The organism is Kamptonema animale CS-326 (genome assembly GCF_028330895.1).
GTDB lineage: Bacteria > Cyanobacteriota > Cyanobacteriia > Cyanobacteriales > Microcoleaceae > Kamptonema > Kamptonema formosum.
This window is the reverse complement of sequence record NZ_JAQMUA010000156.1, coordinates 1-19,640: the sequence shown is the minus strand read 5'-3', so window position 1 is coordinate 19,640 and position 19,640 is coordinate 1. Positions and strand designations below refer to the sequence as shown.

At 41.9% G+C, this 19,640-nt stretch carries 10 protein-coding genes; 4 read left to right on the top strand and 6 right to left on the bottom strand.

Going from position 1 to position 19,640, the window contains the following annotated elements:
• Window positions 1-41: 41 nt before the first annotated feature.
• Complete coding sequence (locus tag PN499_RS09190) at window positions 42-3,734, bottom strand: SDR family NAD(P)-dependent oxidoreductase (protein ID WP_272031501.1); 3,693 nt, start codon at window positions 3,732-3,734, stop codon at window positions 42-44.
• A gap of 376 nt (window positions 3,735-4,110) precedes the next feature.
• On the opposite strand from PN499_RS09190, the gene PN499_RS09185 reads away from it, so the two are divergent.
• From PN499_RS09185 to PN499_RS09175, 3 genes are all read left to right on the top strand, one after another.
• The gene (locus PN499_RS09185; RefSeq protein ID WP_272031500.1) at window positions 4,111-9,507 is read left to right on the top strand and encodes a trifunctional serine/threonine-protein kinase/ATP-binding protein/sensor histidine kinase; all 5,397 of its coding nucleotides are present in this window, start codon (window positions 4,111-4,113) and stop codon (window positions 9,505-9,507) included.
• A 147-nt stretch (window positions 9,508-9,654) separates the two neighbouring features.
• Window positions 9,655-10,980, top strand: a complete 1,326-nt coding sequence (locus tag PN499_RS09180; protein WP_272031499.1) for a sensor histidine kinase — start codon at window positions 9,655-9,657, stop codon at window positions 10,978-10,980.
• A 2-nt stretch (window positions 10,981-10,982) separates the two neighbouring features.
• The gene (locus PN499_RS09175; protein ID WP_272031498.1) at window positions 10,983-12,728 is read left to right on the top strand and encodes an EAL domain-containing response regulator; all 1,746 of its coding nucleotides are present in this window, start codon (window positions 10,983-10,985) and stop codon (window positions 12,726-12,728) included.
• A 44-nt stretch (window positions 12,729-12,772) separates the two neighbouring features.
• Here PN499_RS09175 and PN499_RS09170 read toward each other — a convergent pair whose 3' ends face one another.
• From PN499_RS09170 to PN499_RS09150, 5 genes are all read right to left on the bottom strand, one after another.
• Complete coding sequence (locus tag PN499_RS09170) at window positions 12,773-14,500, bottom strand: succinate dehydrogenase/fumarate reductase flavoprotein subunit (RefSeq protein ID WP_272031496.1); 1,728 nt, start codon at window positions 14,498-14,500, stop codon at window positions 12,773-12,775.
• Between the two features lie 161 nt (window positions 14,501-14,661).
• Window positions 14,662-14,976 carry a hypothetical protein gene (locus tag PN499_RS09165; RefSeq protein ID WP_007358007.1) on the bottom strand — a complete coding sequence of 105 codons (315 nt, stop codon included), beginning with the start codon at window positions 14,974-14,976 and terminating at the stop codon, window positions 14,662-14,664.
• Window positions 14,977-15,231: 255 nt separating this feature from the next.
• On the bottom strand, window positions 15,232-15,786 hold the full coding sequence (locus PN499_RS09160; RefSeq protein WP_272031495.1) for a carbonic anhydrase: 555 nt from the start codon (window positions 15,784-15,786) through the stop codon (window positions 15,232-15,234).
• Between the two features lie 203 nt (window positions 15,787-15,989).
• A complete protein-coding gene (locus PN499_RS09155) occupies window positions 15,990-17,660 on the bottom strand; it encodes a SulP family inorganic anion transporter (RefSeq protein ID WP_272031494.1) in 1,671 nt (556 codons plus the stop codon).
• 78 nt (window positions 17,661-17,738) lie between these two features.
• Complete coding sequence (locus PN499_RS09150; protein ID WP_272031493.1) at window positions 17,739-18,626, bottom strand: carbohydrate ABC transporter permease; 888 nt, start codon at window positions 18,624-18,626, stop codon at window positions 17,739-17,741.
• Between the two features lie 365 nt (window positions 18,627-18,991).
• On the opposite strand from PN499_RS09150, the gene PN499_RS09145 reads away from it, so the two are divergent.
• Window positions 18,992-19,640, top strand: a 649-nt coding sequence (locus PN499_RS09145; protein WP_272031492.1) for a CHASE domain-containing protein, incomplete at its 3' end; no start/stop codon positions are given.

Genomic DNA, 19,640 nt, shown 5'->3' with positions numbered 1-19,640 from the left:
CTCCTGATTAATTGTTATATTGTTGACAAATTGATATGGATTTAGACTAAATTTCGTGACTTTCTAGACAGAATTTGCTGCTGTCTATGAATGAGTTCTCGACGTTTATCAGTTGGACTTTTGCTCTGACGCAACTGATTAATAGAGATTTGTTTTTCTGGATTGTCTAAATGTTTTGCGATCGAGCTAATGGTGGGGTACTGAAACATTTCGCTCATCGAAATATCTCGATGTAAAACTTCCTGTAACTTCCCAGTTACCTGAGCTACAAGTAAGGAGTTTCCACCTAGATCGAAGAAGCTATCGTGGAGATCGATATCATCTATATTTAACACTTGTTTCCAAATAGAAGCAATTGTTTTTTCTACTTCTGTTTTGGCGGGCGTAGCGGCTTGTTTTCGCTGGTATTTAGGACTTTCACATTCAAGACTAAAAGGGTATTTTCCGGCTTCATTTACCTCTGTATGTTGTTGAATAAAGCTTTTACTTCCATCCAACCCAATTAAGAGGTTTGCTCGATCATTATATAACCCTGTTAGGAAAGAATGCAAGCCTTCTTTTGCTGACATGGATTTGTAACCTCTCGCGTGGAGTGCATCTTTTCCCCGATAGCCTTGACTCATGCCTACCTCATTCCATGTACTCCAATTAAAGCAATAGCTCTGTATTGAACACTGGTGTTTTTGATAGTGAGCAAAGCAGTCTAGGAAATGGTTGGCTGCACTATAAGCACCTACCATCGCCCCTCCAAAAAAACTACTAACCGAAGAGAAACTAATGAAAAGAGGATTGGGATGTTTGACTATGAGTTGATGCAAAACCCAAGTACCGAAAACTTTAGGATGCAGTGTTTTCGCAAAACTATCTTTGGTTTCCTTGACCAGTAAACCTTCTTGATAAATTCCTGCTGAGTGAATCACTCCTTGTAATTCGCATTGCCAGAGAGACTGAGCTTGGTTAACAACCTGTTGCAACTGAGTAGAATCACAGATATCTACAGCTTCGTAGATAATCTCTCCCCCACGTTTCTCTAATGTTAGGTAAGCCTCGATCTTTTGAGCAACAACATCTGCCTGTTTGATCCGAGTTTCCCATGTACTTCTAGGAGGCAATTGAGTTCTACCGACTAATAACAACCTAGCTTGATAAGTTTCGAGCAAATACTTGGCAATCTCAACACCAATTCCTCCTAATCCTCCAGTCAGCAGATACATTCTGCCAGCTTGGAAGGGAAGTTTTTGCTTTTCAGCTATGGTCAAGTCAACTTTTTCTAAGCGGGGAATTAAACGCCGTCCATTACGATATGCCACTTCTGAGTCGCTGCTATCTGTCTGAATCTCCGTGAGAATATAAGGCGCATTCACGGCAACTGAATCTACAGGGAGATCGATATGCCGACATTTCAAACCAACGATTTCCTGGCCAATTGTTTTGACCAGTCCCAAAATTGGAGCTTTCTCCGATGCAATTTTGTCATCGGGTGAAGTTGGCTGTGAATAGCTAGAAATTACCTGTAATTGTACTGAATGGTTCGCCGCTTTAAGCTTGGTTAGTGATTGAGTGAGGAAAAGTAAACTATAAACCCCAAGATCGAGGGATTCTTCTAGTGCTTCTAAGTTGGCAATCTCTCCTAAATATGCTTGATATGTCCACAAATGCAGAATCCGAACAATTGTGATGTTATCTTCTAAGAGTGATGCTAGTAGTTGCAGATAGTGTTCGGCGTGTTTGGGGTTAATTTGATAGTGATGGGTATCAAACTTGTTGAATTCATCACCAATTTCAACCTTGATGCAGGGACTATTGCGATTTTCTAGTTCTACATTCAAGTAAGTTCCTAATCCTATTGAATCAATGAATATTAGGGTTGCGCCTGTTATTGACTGAGTTGTTACGGGAATCGCTATTTTTGGTCGCCAAATCGGGCGATAAAACCAGTCTGGTAATGTGTTACCGTTGCTGGTAGCAATATCCAAATGTTTGAGAATACTGTCAAAGTCACCAGCTATGAAACGCTGGCTCAATTGCGATCGCTGAATCTTCCCAATTTCTGTTTTCGGAATCGTTTCTTTCTCAACTGGAATCAGATAATCTGGATTCAGCCCAATTTTTTTAACAATACTAGCTCGAATATCCTTGAGTAGTAACGCCAAGGGGTTCGCTTCGGAAATATGTGTATGAAAAAAGATTGCTAACTTATCGCTGTTGCTATCAGGAGTTCGGACGGCACAGGCGGCAGTATAGGAGACTTCTACTCCCTCAACTTCTTCAACTACTGCTTCAATTTCATGGCTGTAGTAGTTGAGACCATTGACTATAATCGTGTCCTTGGCGCGACCTGTAATAGTTAGATTGTCACCTTTTAGAAATCCCAAATCTCCCGTATTAAACCATCCGTCCTCGGTAAAAACTTCTCGATTTAGTTCTGGATTCTGATAGTAACCAGAGGTAACGGAAACTCCTTTAACCTGTAAGCGTCCAATCGTTTCTTGCTCAACTACCTGGTCATTACTATCAACAATGCGAATCGAAATACCAGGAATGGGAAATCCTACTTCTACAAAAGCATCACAATCGGCTGTTGAGTCTAATGAAAAGTTGTTTGAGAAAGTAATGGCTGAAGAAGTTTCTGACATTCCCCACGCCGGACGCATCGCATTAGCTGGCAGTCCTTGGGGGCAAAGTAACTCTAAAAAACCTCTTGCTGTTTTAGCAACAATTGCCTCACCTGCGTTTAAAATAAACCGCATTGAAGATAAATTCCAATATTGCGATTGAATCTTGTGAGCCTGGTTATTAATCAACGCATAGGCGAAATTTGGAGCCCAAGTAATTGTTGCTTTAAAGCGATCGATCAAGTCTAGCCAAAGGAGCGGGTTTTGCAAGATAGCTTCTTTGACAACGTGGATTTGTTTGCAACCCAAGTAAACATCTCGAATGTGAAACATGACTAGACCACCAACGTGGTCGAGAGGCATCCAATTCAGTGAGATATCTTTATTATTAAAATTATTTATCTGGGATGTACTAGCAGAGCGGCTGAGTAAATTGCGGTGGCTTTGCATCACGCCTTTAGGCATTCCGGTGCTTCCAGAAGTGAGCAGCAATAGAGCTAAATCGTCGGGATTACTATTTTCAGCGCGTTTGTCAGGAGTACCTATTTGCAACTCTTCAATAGTTTCAATTTGAATACTATCAACTCCCCAAGTCTTTGACAGAGCAAGAATTGAGGGAGCTAGTTTTTCGTTAGTTAGAATTGTCGGCTGCTCTAACATCTGCCAAGCATGGTGCAGCTTTGTGACAGATCCATTAGATTCGGAGTAGGTGGGAGCGATCGCGATCGGTACGGGAACGAACCCCCCTAAAACGCATCCCCAGAAAGCAGCAATAAAGTCTTGATTGCGATCGAACTGGAAAATTACCTTATCTTGCGGCTTTAGTCCGAGTTTTCTCAATCCGCAAACGATCCGCTGGGCTTCCTCTAGTAAGTCTGGATATAACTGAACGCTCTCTTTACCATTGGACTCAATATAGACAATGCCTTGATGGGGAGAATGAATTGCCGCCTGTTGCAGAGCTTGGGTAAGATTAGTCGGGGAACTAGGGGCCAGCGTCAACGGTAAGCATTGAGAATTTTTGCTCGTAGCCTGAGATATTGTGACAGAAGACATTGCGAGAGGTGACAAAGCTAACAAAATTTCTGTGATCTGTATCACAGAAAATGAACTTACCATGACCTTCAAAGGAAAGTCAAGCTGTTCGCAAGGTACTTTATAGAAACTTTACAAATCAGTAGATTTACGTAGATTAACTGGTAGTTACACTGAGCATTGGTGTCAACTTAGGCTCAAACCCGATAGGGGGTTTAAGCCCTGTCGGACTAAGGGTTTGGCGTTAAGTTGACACCAATGGGCACTACCCTACAAATACGTATGAATAATTTAGACTTGTATATATTCATTTAAAACTCAAATCTTGCACCTATCACCCCTCTCTCAGCTTTCCCCAAAGTGGAGAGAGGGGGCTAAAATTTCACTTCCATTCCTACTTGCCCGAAAAATTCGATATACTTATCGACAACTTGCTTCTCTCGGTACAGGAGATTCCAATATGTTCGACCTTCCCGGTTATCAAATCACCCAGTCAGTCCAAGTGGGAATAAAGAACGCCATCTACCGAGGAATCCGAGAAAAAGACCGTACCCAAATCATCATCAAAACCCTAACAGCCGAGTTCCCTACTATAGAAGATATTACTCGCCTCAGACACGAATATAAAATAACTCAAAATTTAAACTTACAAGGCGTTGTTAACACCTACAGTCTAGAAATTGCAGGTAACAGCTACGCTCTGATCATGGAAGACTTGGGCGGAACTTCTCTCAAGCAACTTTTAGCAGCAAAAAAAACTACTATTAAAGAATTTCTTAGCATCGCTTTACAACTTGCAATTGGTCTTACTGAACTCCATCAACACAGCATCATTCACAAAGATATTAAACCAAGTAATATCATCATTAACGCCACTACCAAGCAACTTAAACTCATCGATTTCAGCATCGCCACTCGCCTGAGCCGAGAAACCCCAACTATCAATAACCCCAACGAACTTGAAGGCACTCTTGCCTATATGTCTCCCGAACAAACTGGGAGAATGAACCGCACTCTCGACTACCGCACCGATTTCTATTCCCTCGGCATCACCTGCTATGAAATGCTAACGGGTCAAGTTCCATTTACCAGTTTTGAACCATTGGAATTAGTCTATTGCCACATTGCCAAAAATCCGACTCCCATTCAACAGCTTAACCCGGAAATTCCTGATGCTATCAGTGCTATTGTGATGAAATTAATAGCAAAGAATGCGGAAGACCGCTATCAAAGTGCCCAAGGACTGAAAGTAGACTTAGAAGAATGCTTAAACCAATTACAAGCTACTGGACGTATTCGTAACTTGACTCCAGGTAAAAAAGATAAATCAGGACAATTTCTCATTCCTCAAAAACTTTACGGTCGGGAATTGGAAGTTACAGCATTACTAGAAGCATTTGAACGAATTAGTAATCCCCCAACCGGGTTAAGCAAGGTTGAAATAATGCTAGTTTCTGGTTACTCCGGCATTGGCAAAACTAGCGTTGTTCAGGAAGTCCACAAACCCATAGTCCGACAACGGGGCTACTTTACTACTGGGAAATTTGACCAATTCAAGCGTAACATTCCCTATGCAGCGATTATTCAAGCTTTCTCAGAACTAATCCGCCAGCAGTTAACAGAAACTACTGAACAAATATCCATTTGGAAATCAGAATTTTTAGAAGCATTAGGGGTCAATGGTCAAGTCATCATTGATGTAATTCCAGAAGTGGAATTGATTATTGGTAGTCAGCCAAAAGTCCCGGAACTTGAACCTACCGCCTCTCAAAACCGCTTCAATTTAGTCTTTAAAAATTTCATCAGTGTCTTTACAAAAAAAACGCATCCCCTTGTTCTATTCCTTGATGATTTGCAGTGGGCAGATTTAGCTTCTTTGAAGTTAATCCAACTGCTAATGACTGACGATGATAGCAAGTATTTATTACTAATTGGAGCCTATAGAGATAACGAAGTCAGTCCTACTCATGCCTTGATATCAACCCTGGAGGAAATACAAAAAACTGGGGCAATAGTTAATAATATTGTCCTCCAACCTTTAACGCTTAATATAGTTAATTTAATCCTCGCTGATACCCTAAAAGATTCTGAACGCTCCCAAGAACTCAGCCGCCTCATTTTCAATAAGACTCAGGGAAATCCCTTCTTTATGAACCAATTGCTGCAAACCCTGTATGCAGAAAGACTGTTGCAATTTGACTTTGATCGGGGGCGTTGGCTGTGGAACCTAGAGGAAATACAAGCAATCGGTATTACCGATTACAACGTTGTCCAGTTAGTAGCGAGAAACTTACAAAAACTCCCAGAATCTACTCAAGAAGCGTTAAAATTAGCTGCTTGTATTGGTAACTCTTTTTACTTAGATGTCTTAGCAATAGTCAGCGAAAAATCTCAGTTTGGCATAGCAGATAATCTCTGGGAAGCGTTGCAATTAGGTTTATTGTTACCTTTAAGTAATGATTATAAAATACCGTTACAGCTTGACCCCTCTGAACAAGATACAACACCTCTCGAAGAGTTTAGAGTTGGCTATAAATTTCTCCATGACCGAGTACAGCAAGCAGCCTATTCCCTAATTCCTGAAGAGCAGAAAAAATTTACTCATCTAAAAATCGGTCAATTGCTGTTACATCAGACAGCAAATTATGCCTTAGAAGAAACAATTTTTGATATAGTTAATCAGCTTAATATCGGTAGAGAATTCATTACGAAATCTTCAGAAAAAGAGGAACTAGCTAATCTGAACTTGAGAGCTGGTAAGAAGGCAAAAATATCTACAGCAATTGATGCGGCTGTTAAATATTTAACAGTAGGGTTGGAATTGTTGCCAGAAAATAGCTGGTATAGTCACTATGAATTGAGCCTTAAACTTCATGTGGAAGCGGCGGAAGCAGAATATTTAAATACTAATTTTGAGCGAGCAGAAAACTTGGTAAAAATTGTTTTGGAGCAAGCTAAAAATTTACTGGACAAGGTGAAAGTGTATGAGCTAGAAATTCAGTTTGCTATTGCACAAAATCAGATGCTAAAAGCAATTGAAACAGGAACAAAAGTCGTGGAATTGTTGGGCGTACAATTATCTCCTCTCCCTGGCAATGATAGCACTGAAAAATTCAATTTGCCTCGGCTTGAAGATTTAGAAAGTTTCCCTATAATGACCGATCCGTATAAGCTAGCCGCTATGCAAATTTTGATGAATATTAGTGCTGCTGCTGTGATTGCTAATCCTCAAGCTTTTGTGCAGATAGTTTTCACTATGCTTGCTCTTTGTATTGAAGAAGGTCATTCGGCTGTAGCTGCGATCGCCTATGTTGATTATGGCATGATTTTATCGGGAGTAATGGGCGAATTGGATGCTGGATATTATGCGGGTCAACTATCTTTAAGATTATTAGAGCAATTCAATGCTAGAGAACTCAAAAGTAAAGTTTATGCTCCTTTTAACGGTTTGATTCGACACTGGAAAGAACATACGGTGGAAACTTTAGCACCATTAATAGAGGGATTTCACAGTGGACTAGAGACTGGAGATATGGAATATGCTGGTATTTGTGCTCTTCACTACTCAGCTTACATACTTTGGGTTGGTAAGCCATTAGAATTAGTGGCAAATGAACAATTGGCATATATTGGTTTAATGAAAAAATTAAAGCAAGAATTCGTCACCAACTATATACAAAGTTTTCATCAACTAACCTTAAATTTACAAGGGCTAGCGCCCAATAAAATTCTGTTGATTGGTGAAAGTTTTGACGAGACAGCTATGCTGCCCTATTTGCAAGCAACAAAAAATAGTGGAACTCTTTTTGTTGTATATATTAATAAAACAATTCTCTGCTATTTATTCAAAGATTTTTCTCAAGCTATTGACAATGCTTTGCTAGTACTAGAACAAATTGCGAGTGGGATAGGCTTGATGACTCTTGCAGTTTATAACTTTTATTATTCCCTATCTCTCCTCGCTCATTATTCCAAGGTCGAACCTACTAAACAACAACAATATCTACTCCAAGTAGAAGAAAACCAGAAAAAAATGCAGCACTGGGCCCACCACGCCCCTGCCAACTACCAGCATAAATACGAACTCGTTGAAGCAGAAAGAGCGCGAATTTCTGGCGATATCCTCAAAGCTCAGGACTATTACGACCGAGCAATTATTGGAGCCAAAAACAATGGCTACATCCAAGAAGAAGCCTTAGCGAACGAAATCGCCGCCGAATTTTATCTCGCTCTCGGTAGAGAAAAAATAGCCAAAACCTACATGACAGAAGCCTACTATGGTTACATCCGCTGGGGAGCAACAGCTAAAGTCAAAGACTTAGACGAACGCTACCCTCAGCTAATTTTCCGCACGTCAAACCCAGAGTTATCGGACATAGAAGCAACTAGAGTAACGACCTCAACCCGGTCAACCAACTCCAGTTCGAGAGGTTCAGCAGTATTAGACTTCGCTAGTGTTATGAAAGCTGCACAAGCACTTTCCGGTGAATTTGCCTTAGAAGGTTTGCTCAGCAAACTAATGACAATTTTAATAGAAAACGCTGGAGCTCAAAAAGGCTATTTGATCTTGCAGGAAAACAATCAATTGACAATAGAAGTCAGCGCTCTCAGCCCAGAATTAGTAACAGTAGAGCAAATCCCTTTAGCTAAGGAATTACTACCTATTTCAGTAGTTAACTATGTGCTCAGGAGCAAACAAAACCTCGTCTTAAATAGCACTGCTAATGACTCAAGATTTGCTGCCGATACTTACATTCAACAGCAGCATCCTCAATCAGTATTGTGTTCGCCTATTCTCAATCAAGGCAAACTAATTGGGCTTATTTATCTAGAAAATAACATTACAATCGGAGCTTTTACAAAAGAGCGTACAGAAGTCTTAAATATTCTCTGCCTCCAAGCAGCTATTTCCTTAGAAAATGCCTTTTTATATAGCAACCTAGAGCAAAGCAACCAGCAGTTAGAAGTCGCCAATCAGCAACTAGCAGAATATTCTCATAACCTAGAAACTAAAGTAGAAGAAAGAACTGCTGAACTCAAAGCAGCTCAAAAACAGATTATCGCCAAAGAAAAACTCGCCTCTTTAGGAGCTCTGACCGCTGGTGTTGCTCACGAACTCAGAAATCCTCTCAACTTCGTCAATAACTTTGCCGAATCTAGCGTACAATTAACTGAAGAATTGATAGAAGAAATAGAAAACAATTCCGAAAAGCTAGAACCAGAAACTCTTGACAATATCAAATATATTCTGGAAGAACTCAAAGGCAATGCGAGTGACATCAATCTGCATGGCAAAAGAGCCGAAAATATCATTAAAAGTATGATGATGCACGCTCGTACAGAAAGCGGTCAATACCAACTCATAGACTTGAACCAACTTCTCGCTCAAGCAGTTGATTTAGCTTACCATAGCAGGCGGGCAAAAGATAATAGGTTTAATTTAATGATAGAAACCAATTATGATACCACTATCGGTCAATTACAATTAATAGCTTCCGATCTCAGCCGCGCCTTCATCAATTTGATTGACAACGCTTGCTACGCGGTGCATACTAAGAAGCAAGAACTTGGCGATTCTTTTAACCCTACCGTCTCTGTGAAGACGCGAAATCGCGGCGAAACTGTAGAAATCAGTATTGCTGATAACGGTAGCGGGATCGAATCAGAACTTCAAGATAAAATCTTTAATCCTTTCTTTACAACCAAATCGGCTGGAGAAGGTACAGGTTTAGGGCTATCGCTCACACACGATATAATTGTAGGACAACACCGAGGCAGCATCCAACTAGAAACTGAACTAGGAAGGGGGACAAAATTTATCATTTGCTTACCGAAACAGTTGAGCAATGAAAGATAAGCGGTCGGGTAAGAAAATGATTGAATTATAAGAATAGAGTTGGCAATTTTAATTTAATTCAACTCTTGAGAATAAAGATTATTTTCCGATTTTATCACCCCTTCAATGCCAACAAAAGCAAAAAATCAAGTGTGTAGTAGGTAAAAAATGACATATAAAATCTTAGTAGTAGATGATGAAGTAAGCTTGGAGCGGCTAATTAAACAACGATTTCGTAAAAGTATACGCGATCGTGAATTAGAGTTTATTTTTGCTCACAATGGCAGAGAAGCGTTAGAAAAATTAGCAGATGAATCCCCCATAGCCGTAATTTTAACTGACATTAATATGCCAGAAATGGACGGGCTGACTTTGCTAGAAAAGCTCTCGGAGCTTGAGGGGAATCTAACTCTAAAAACAGTAGTAGTTTCTGCTTACGGGGACTTACAAAATATTAGGACAGCAATGAATCGGGGTGCTTTTGATTTTCTAACCAAACCGATTGACTTTGATGATTTAGAAATTACCATTAATAGAACCTTAGAGTATGTCCAAAAAATGAAACAAAACCTCAAGGCGCTACATCAGGCACAAGCTCAATTAATTCAAAGTGAAAAAATGGTTTCTATTGGGCAATTAGTGGCAGGAGTGGCTCATGAAATTAATAATCCTATTGGCTTTATTTCGGGTAATATCGATCACATAGAAATTTATATCCGAGAATTGTTGAATATTTTAGAACTCTATCAAACCGAACTACCCAACCCTAGTGACGTTCTTCAGGAGAAAATAGAAAAAGTCGAGTTGGACTTTGTGATTGAAGACTTGCCTAAACTTGTCGCATCAATGAAAGAAGGAACAGAACGCATCCGCAATATTAGCACCTCTTTGAGAACCTTCTCGCGAAGCGATACCGTCCAAAAAGTTCCTTTCAATATTCACGAGGGAATTGAGAGTACGCTCATGATTTTGATGCACCGACTAAAAGGTAATAAACATAGACCTGACATTAAAGTAATCAAAGACTACGGAGAATTGCCTTTAGTGGAATGTTACCCCGGGCAACTAAATCAGGTATTTATGAATATTATTGCCAATGCGATTGATGCAATAGAAGAATCGAATCAAGGATATAGTTATGAAGAAATTAAAGCTAATTCCAAGGTAATTACTATTAAAACTGAATTGGGAAATCGGGAATCGCAGATAGGAAATGATGACAATAGAGATGAGACATCGAGATTATTATATCCTCAAGCTATAATCCGCATTTCTGACAATGGACTAGGAATGCCAGAATCAGTAAGAGAGAATATCTTTAACCCATTCTTCACGACAAAACAAGTGGGGGTCGGTACAGGATTGGGGCTGTCTATTTCTTGGTCAATTGTCGTAGAAAAACATGGTGGCAGGATTGACTGTATTTCTAATCCAGAAAAGGGTAGCGAATTTATCATAGAAATTCCCATATACAGCAATTCTGGGGGTGGTTAACTATGCCATCTTTCAGAACATCCAAAATTATTTTAGTAGTAGATGATGAGCTTAGTCTGGAACGTTTAATTAAACAGAGGTTTCGCAAACAAATTAAGGCAAAAGAATTAGAATTTATCTTTGTTAGTAACGGCCTTGAAGCCCTATCTTTGCTAGAAGCTTCCCCAGATGTTGATTTAATCTTAACGGACATTCGGATGCCAGAAATGGATGGTTTGACGCTGTTGGATAAAATCAAAAAAGTTGACCCAACTCTCAAGGCTGTTGTCGTATCAGCTTACGACGAATTAAAAAACATTAGAACTGCGATGAATCGCGGAGCTTTTGATTTTTTGACAAAACCGATTGACTTTAATGATTTAGAGATTACTATTAATAAAACCTTGGGGTTTGTCCGCGAAGTTCGAGAGAATCAACGGCAGCTTCAAGCCGCGCAAGAACAACTACGGTACCAGGCATTTTATGATGATCTTACGGGTTTACTGAACCGAAACGGATTTATCGAACAGATAGAAGTCTGCATTCATATTAGCCAAGAGCAGCTTAGTAATCGCTTTGCGATATTATTTTTGAACTTAGACCGCTATCAAGTTGTCAAATTTACTTTGGGACACGGAGTAGGAGAGGAATTGTTGAAACAGACAGCTCGGCGGTTAGAAAGTTGTATGCCGCAGACGGCAATAATCGCCCGCGTGGGCAGTGATGAATTTGCCATATTGTTGAAAGATATTTCTGACAATCAACAGGCAAGCAATATCGCTAGTGCTATCCATCGCGCTTTAGAAACGCCCTTTGTTTTAGAGGAAGTGGCAGTGTCTTCAACAGTGAGTATTGGTATTGCTCACAGCAGTTTAGAGGGCCTTGAACCGGAAGATTTATTGAGAGCAGCGGATACAGCGATGCACTACGCAGTGGTGCAGAGTAAAGGTAGCACGGCGGTATTTAATCCAGGGATGCTTGCGGGTGCAATTTCTCGCCTCGAATTAGAAGCTGATTTGCAGCGAGCAGTTTTTAACGAGCAATTACATTTAAATTATCAGCCGATTTTCTCATTAGTTGATGAACAAATTGTTGGGTTTGAAGCCTTAGTAAGATGGCGGCATAAAGTTAGGGGAATGGTTTCTCCAGCCGAGTTTATTCCTGTTGCGGAAGAAACAGGATTAATTCTGTCTTTAGGGGCATGGGTACTATCGGAAGCGATGGGGTGTTTGAGGAATTGGCTAGAACAGTTTCCGAATGTCCGACCTTTGAGTATGAGTGTTAATTTGTCGGGAATTCAACTTTCTAGTCCAGATTTGGTGCTGCTGATTGAGAAGTTGTTAGAACAGTTTTCTTTAAGTGGCGAGTCTTTGAAGTTGGAGATTACTGAGAGTATGTTTATGGAGAATGCTGGAGCAGCGGGTCAGTTATTAGCAGAGTTAAAAGCGAAGCAAATACAATTTTCGATTGATGATTTTGGCACGGGTTATTCTTCTCTATCATATCTGCATCATCTGCCAATTGATACTCTGAAAATTGATAGGGAGTTTATTAGTGGAATGGTTGGAGATAGTAAAGATTTTGATATTGTGAAGACGATTATTGCTTTGGCTCACTCTTTGGGACTGGATGTGGTTGCCGAAGGGATAGAAACGCAAGAACAATTGAATCGATTAAGGGAATTGGGGTGCGAATACGGACAGGGATTCTTTTTTTCTAAGCCCCTGGATGTCGAGGCTGCTGGAGAGCTTTTAGCCTCATTTAATTAAAGGGTTAACAGTTAACCGTTAACAGTTAACTGTTAACTCTTTAATTAATACTTTCTCTCCTGGGGTTCAAACATCGTAATCGCCACAGGTCGATAAGACAAATCAATCCCGGCAGGCGAATAATAAGCCATTGTATGCTTTAAGAAACTGCCATCATCCCGCTGCGGAAAATCCTCCCGCGAATGAGCGCCGCGACTTTCTTGACGATTCAAAGCCGAAGTTAAAATTAACTGCCCCACAATCATCAAACTTTGTAATTCCAAGGCTTCTACAATTTCCGTATTCCAAAGCTTACCCTTATCATCTAAGTAAATATCCTGATATTGCCCTTGTAACTCTGACAATTTACTCAAGCCATCCTGCATCACTTCCTGAGTACGGAACACACCACAGTGTGCAGTCATAGTATCTTGAAACTGCTGTCTTAATTGGTCAATTCTAATTTTTCCAGGTTGATCGATTAGCGATTGAATTTGCTCTTGAGCTTCCTGCACATAACGCTGTTCATTCACTGATGGTAACTTGCGATTTTGCACAAATTCTGCTATAGTTGCACCAGTAATTTTTCCATAAACTACACATTCCAATAGCGAATTACTGCCCAAACGGTTCGCGCCGTGAACTGAGACGCAAGCAGCTTCACCCGCAGCAAAAAAACTATCAACCAAACCATCACTACTGCTACGAACTTGACCGCCGGTATTAGTGGGAATTCCGCCCATTGAATAGTGTACCGTTGGACGCACAGGCATCGGTTGATTTACAGCATCAATTCCTAATAATCGGTGCGCTTCTTCCCAAGCAAAAGGAATTTTACTCATGATTTTTTCCCGGCCCATGTGTCGCAAATCCATGTAAATAAAAGGGCCGCCTGCACTACCATCGGTATTGATACCACGTCCAGCGCGAATTTCTAATGAAATTGCCCTAGATGTAATATCCCTTGGTGCTAACTCCATCCTGCTAGGGGCATAATTAGCCATAAAGCGATCGCCTTCCGAGTTAATCAAATAAGCGCCCTCACCCCGCACAGCTTCGGAAATTAACACTCCTGCTGGATACAAACCAGTGGGGTGAAACTGCACAAATTCCATATCCTGCAAGGGTACTCCCGCCAAGGCAGACATCGCCAAACCGTCTCCCGTCGAAGCATAATCATTAGATGTCGTATTGTAAGCCCGACCATAACCACCAGTAGCAAACATCACCGCCTTAGCGCGGACAACTTCAATTTGACCATCGACAAGGCGATACATTACTAATCCCTTCGCCTGGCCTTCTTCTAAAATCAAACGCATCACATACCACTCTTCGTAGATGTGAACTCCATAGCGACGCAAATTGTTGACTAATTCATGGAGGATGGCGTGACCGGTTTTATCAGCGGCGTAGCAAGTACGGATATGAGAATGTCCCCCAAAAGCACGTTGGGCAATTCTCCCATCTGCGAGGCGGGAAAATAATACCCCCATGTGTTCCAAATCTATGACTACATTTGGGGCCTCGCGAGTAAGAATTTCTACCGCGTCTTGATCCGCCAAATAGTCAGAACCCTTTACTGTATCGAAGGCGTGCGCTTTCCAAGTATCTTCAGTATCTACATTATTTAGTGTGGCGGCCATCCCCCCCTGGGCGGCGACAGAGTGCGATCGAATCGGGTGAGTTTTGGCGACGACAGCTACTTTTAAGCTGGGGTCGGTGCGAGCAATTTCTACTGCGGCGCGGCAACCGGCTAACCCACCGCCTACTATGATTACGTCGTGTTCTAACATTAGCTGATTTTGAATTGTTCTGCTGTTCTTATCGTGACAGAATTTAACCGCGCCGCGAGTATTGCCCCTTGAGGGTGGGAGTGTCAAGCATAAAAAAACTCCCTACCTCAAGGCAGGGAAATTTTTTGGATTTTAGCTGCCTGTTCACATCTAAAATCCGATCAGCCGATCGCTTCGGCTGGTTTATGATTGGGCATCGTTCCTGTAATAGTGGCTTGGGGTTCGGTTGCTGGGTCAATGGCTGTTACTTCGATATGGTTTAGGAGGGTGGTGACGAAGGCAAACAGCAAGAATGGCAAAGACAGCACTAAAACTATACCCACAGTGGCTAGGGCGTAGATCTGACGGGCGCTGCTCCACAAAGCTAATGATGATGCTAGGCTCAGGAAGATGACAATTAGCCAAGCAATGATTTGACCGTAGATGTCACCGAAGGTGAGCGTGCATTTGAGGCGATAGTTATGGAGGTTATTCATAAATTCGGGGGTTAGTTACTATAAATCTCTAGGTTAAGGGTCTATTTGAGTTTTGGGTTTGATTTTACACATTTTGTTAAGAGTCTTAACGAGACTTTACAAGCTGAAAAGTTCTCCGCTGGGAGGAAATATCTTTACTACATTTGCCATTCAAATTAAACTACCGTAAGTAGAAAGATAGCAAGCATCAACACAGTTAGGAAATTCTTAATTGCTGAAACTATTGTTTTTATAGGGATAACTCCCTCTAAAATCTTAGGTGGTGCGGGTAGTTTTTGCAGTCTGAGTTATAGGCAAAATAGGTTTAACTTCAGCATTAGAATTAACAAAATAAAGCTCTATATTTAGGTCGGGATAGCGCTTGCGAATTGCCCAAAAAGCTTGATTCAAGTAATCCGTGTGGACTTGCAACTCTCGTTCAGCATCTTGGTTCAATTCGGGGTCAAATTTAATCGCATAAGCTCCACAATCTTGATGGTCGAGAATGATTACTTTTTTAATATGGTGCAGTTTGTAGGATAAGTCTAATTGATCCCAAAAAGCTTGAGTATCAGCCCCGCTGGGAAATCCGGCCAAAGCAAGAGAGGCTCCAGCTAAAGCCGTCCAGTCATACTGATTACCCAGGTTTTGTAAAGATAAAAAGTATCTTTCCGATCCGAGAAAGCGAAAGTCTATGCAACTAAGAACCAGTGCTTTAGCTTCCCGCTCTTCGGCTCTAGCAGGTTGAGTCGGTTGAAGGACTGTAAATGCGAACGCGCCTGACAATAAAGATTTCAGAAAATAGCGCCGATCGCAACACTGACATCCCATAATGCTACTCCTTGATAATTTAAACAATTGTTTCATCTGCCAAATCTTACACAATACATTTTATATCATTTTTTGCTGAAGGAAGAAGGAAGAGGGAAGAGGGGAGAAGGGAAAAAGAAGAGGGCAAAAACCTAACGCGAAGGCAGGTACAATTCTCCCTTACCATTACTCACTTGCTTTTCCCCTCGCTCTTCATTCACGAATTAAACAGCTAATTCTGGCTTAGTAGCAATAGTTGGCTGAGAACTTCCTTTAAAGCCAGGAGTTAGAGATAATATTGCTACCTCTGTTGTTTCAAAACAATTTTCGCGACCAATTTTTTCCAGTAAGCCAGTGCGCTCTAGAAGTCCTTCCACTTCCGGCTGCAAACCGCTTAGAAGTAATCGACAATCATGGCGTTTTAAGTCATTAAAAATGTCTTCCAAAGCTACTAAACCAGTCGTGTCCATATTGGGAACGTAACGCAATCGTAAAACCAAAAATTTCACTTCTGGTTGTTCTCGGAGGAAAGTGACAAACCGTTCCGCTGCACCGAAAAATACTGGGCCATCCACCCGGTAAACGGCAATTTCCTTGCTCAATTCCAGCGGAATTCCAGGGGGAAATGCTTCTGTTTCGGGAATTTTGCCTAAGCTTAATTCGCTCATGCGTTTAATAAATAGAGCGCCAGCAGCAATCAACCCTACTTCCACAGCTAGGACTAAATCAAAACATATTGTCACCAACCAAGTCAGAATCATTACGCCAAAATCAGAGTAAGTAGCTCGCATCAGCAAACCAATAGCTTCCCACTCTACCATCCTCGCACTTGTTACCATCAAAATGCCAGCTAAAGCTGCTAGGGGAATTTGCGCCGCCAGAGGAGCAAAAACTAAGATAATTAGGGCGATCGCAAGGCTGTGAATAACTCCAGAAAGTCGAGTTTTGCCCCCCGATCGGACATTGACGGCAGTACGCGCGATCGCGCCTGTGGCGGGTATACCCCCAAAGAAGGGGATGGCGATATTCGCCAAACCTTGACCGATAAGTTCGCGATCGCTATCGTGTTTCTCGCTGACAGTCATCCCATCTGCAACTACCGCCGACAGCAAAGACTCAATACTTCCCAACGCCGCCAACGCCAAAGCCGGCTTAATCAATTCTTGGATTAACCCAAAATCATTCCAGTGAGGAATCCCATGCGGTAAAGGCAAAGATTGGGGAATTGCGCCAATAGTGGGTACATCGAGGTGAAAATAAGAGGCGATCGCAGTTGCGACTATCATCCCCACCAATGAACCAGGAATGGTGCGATTAATCCGAGGCCAAAGCAGCTTGATAGCAATCACTCCCATTGCTAAGCCAACCGCCGCCCAATTTAGACCCTGCAAATGAGTCAAACTCTGCCACAATCCCGGCAAAAAATGTTCCCTACGCGGCAATTGTAAGCCAAAGAAATTATTGAGCTGACCGCAAAAAATAATTACCGCAATTCCATTAGTAAATCCCGCCGTCACTGGATAGGGAATAAACTTCACAGTCCGCCCTAATTTAGCAATTCCTAGAGCAACCTGAATAATTCCAGCCATCACCCCCGCAATCCAAACTTTTTCGATGCCGTACTTACTAACAATCCCCACCAAAATCACCGCCATCGCTCCCGTCGGGCCAGTAATTTGTACGGGAGAACCGCCAAAAATTGCCGCCACAATTCCTGCCACAATTGCCGTATAGAGTCCCGCCCTCGGCTCAACTCCACTTGCGACTGCAAATGCTAAAGCTAGAGGCAAAGCTACCACCGCCGCTGTCAAGCCTCCCGTCAAATCTCCTCGCCAATTAACAAATAAACGGCGGAATTGAAAGCCTCGATCGCGATTGAGAGTATCTCCTGTCATATTGCTTAATTTATCCTCGCTATCATCCTATGAGGTATTAGTAATCTAATTCAACTTGTTTAATCAGCCGTCGGGATATTAATTATCTAGTCTTCCTACTCCTGATTGCTGAATACTAAATTGCAGAATTGATAGCCCCAAAATAATCAAAAATAAGACCAAACCAATGGTGCAAGCATAGCTAATTTCTAAATCCTGAAAAGCCCTTTCATAAAGGTAATAAACAATAGTCTTAGAACTATTAAGCGGCCCTCCCTGGGTCATAATATATATTTCTTCAAACACTTTTGTAGCAGAGATAGCAGAAATTACTGCTACTAGCACCAAATAGGGTTTCATCAGTGGTAAAGTAATGTCCCAGTGCTTGCGGAAGCCGTCTGAACCGTCAATAGCAGCGGCCTCGTAGAGTTCCTCTGAAATTGCTTGCAGGCCTGCTAAGTAAATTACCATGTAATAGCCTAGCCCCTTCCAGATAGTAACAGCCATAACACTAAAAAGCGCTAAATTAGGACTGGAGAGCCAAGGAATAGGGGGAAAGGAAAATAATTGACCCAATTGATTGAGCAATCCATTTTCCGCATACAGCCACTTCCAGGCAAGTCCAGCCACAACCATCGAAATTACCACAGGAGTATAAAATGCGGCTCGAAACCAGTGCATTCCGCGCAGTTTTTGGTTGACTAAAATCGCTAGTCCCAAAGGAGCGATCGCCATGACAGGTACTACACAGATGAGGTATAGTAGCGTGTTTCGCAAAGTCTGCCAAAACACCGGATCGGCGTAGAGCTTTTGAAAGTTTTTCAAACCAACCCACTGTGGTAACTGGGTTAAGTCGTATTCGTAGCCAGTGAAACTGAGGTAAAAAGCTTGCACGGCCGGCCACAAGACAGTTAAAGCCAAGGCAAGCAGAGCTGGGATCAAGAATAGGTAAGGGGTTAAGTATCTTCGCAAGAAAGTAAAAGACATTTTAGTTATAGGAAGTGACATTTGAGGTTAGGGAAACTGGGCAAATCTTACTTTTTTTTAAGATTTCCTGCTACAGATCGCAGCAATCTCACGATTTCTCGGCCACAATGTGATTAGTGTATCTGTATCAAGCTAGAAACCGCAGTTTCATTTACTAACTTGATAATTTAGCTAGGCTAAGAAAAGTTTGACCGTCAAGTGCCTCAGTCCTGCTGCAAGCAGAACAGTTATTGATTGCGAGTCGCGGGCGGAGTAAAGAAAAGTCAAACAACAGCGGTGCTTTGGGAGACTGATTGCGAATAATGAAGGACTAAGTATTAATAGCTAATGGTGGCGGGCGTATTTATAGGATTGGCAACAGGGTTATGAATTTTAGAGCTTTGCCTTACTTAGCGGCGGTATCGGCAATGGTAACGATTCTTGCTGGGGTTTGGGCTTTGGATCGCTCAGAACAGCAGCGTTTCCGCGAACAAAGGCGTATTGACACTCTCAATCAAGTCAGTACAGCACGTGCTCGGCTTGAAGGTGCTCTGAACTCGCGGTTATTTCTCACAGAAGGACTTGTGGCTCACGTCTCAACCCATCCTGATATTGGCTCGCAGGAATTTCAGACTCTGGCTAGGGTACTGGCGGCAAAACAAACAGGCATCCGTATTATCGAATTGGCTAAAGATACAGTTATCAGTCATATCTATCCGCCAGAGGCGAAAATCGCACTGGGGCTTAACCTTCTGGATAAATCGCAGGAAAGGCAGGCGATCCTGCGGGCTATTAATACTAAAAGCACTGTAGTTGCTGGGCCAGTTCACTGGAGCGATGGTACTGGGGCGTTTATCAGCCACACTCCAATTTTTATCACGCCAAAGGAGGGCGTACCTAAAGGTGGCCCCTACTGGGGTCTGGCAACGATCATTATTAACAAGCATACTCTCCTGGCAGAAGCAGGTTTGGATCTAGGGAGTGGGGAAGCGGGGGAGCGAGGGAGCAGGGGAGCAGGGGAGCAGGGGAGCAGGG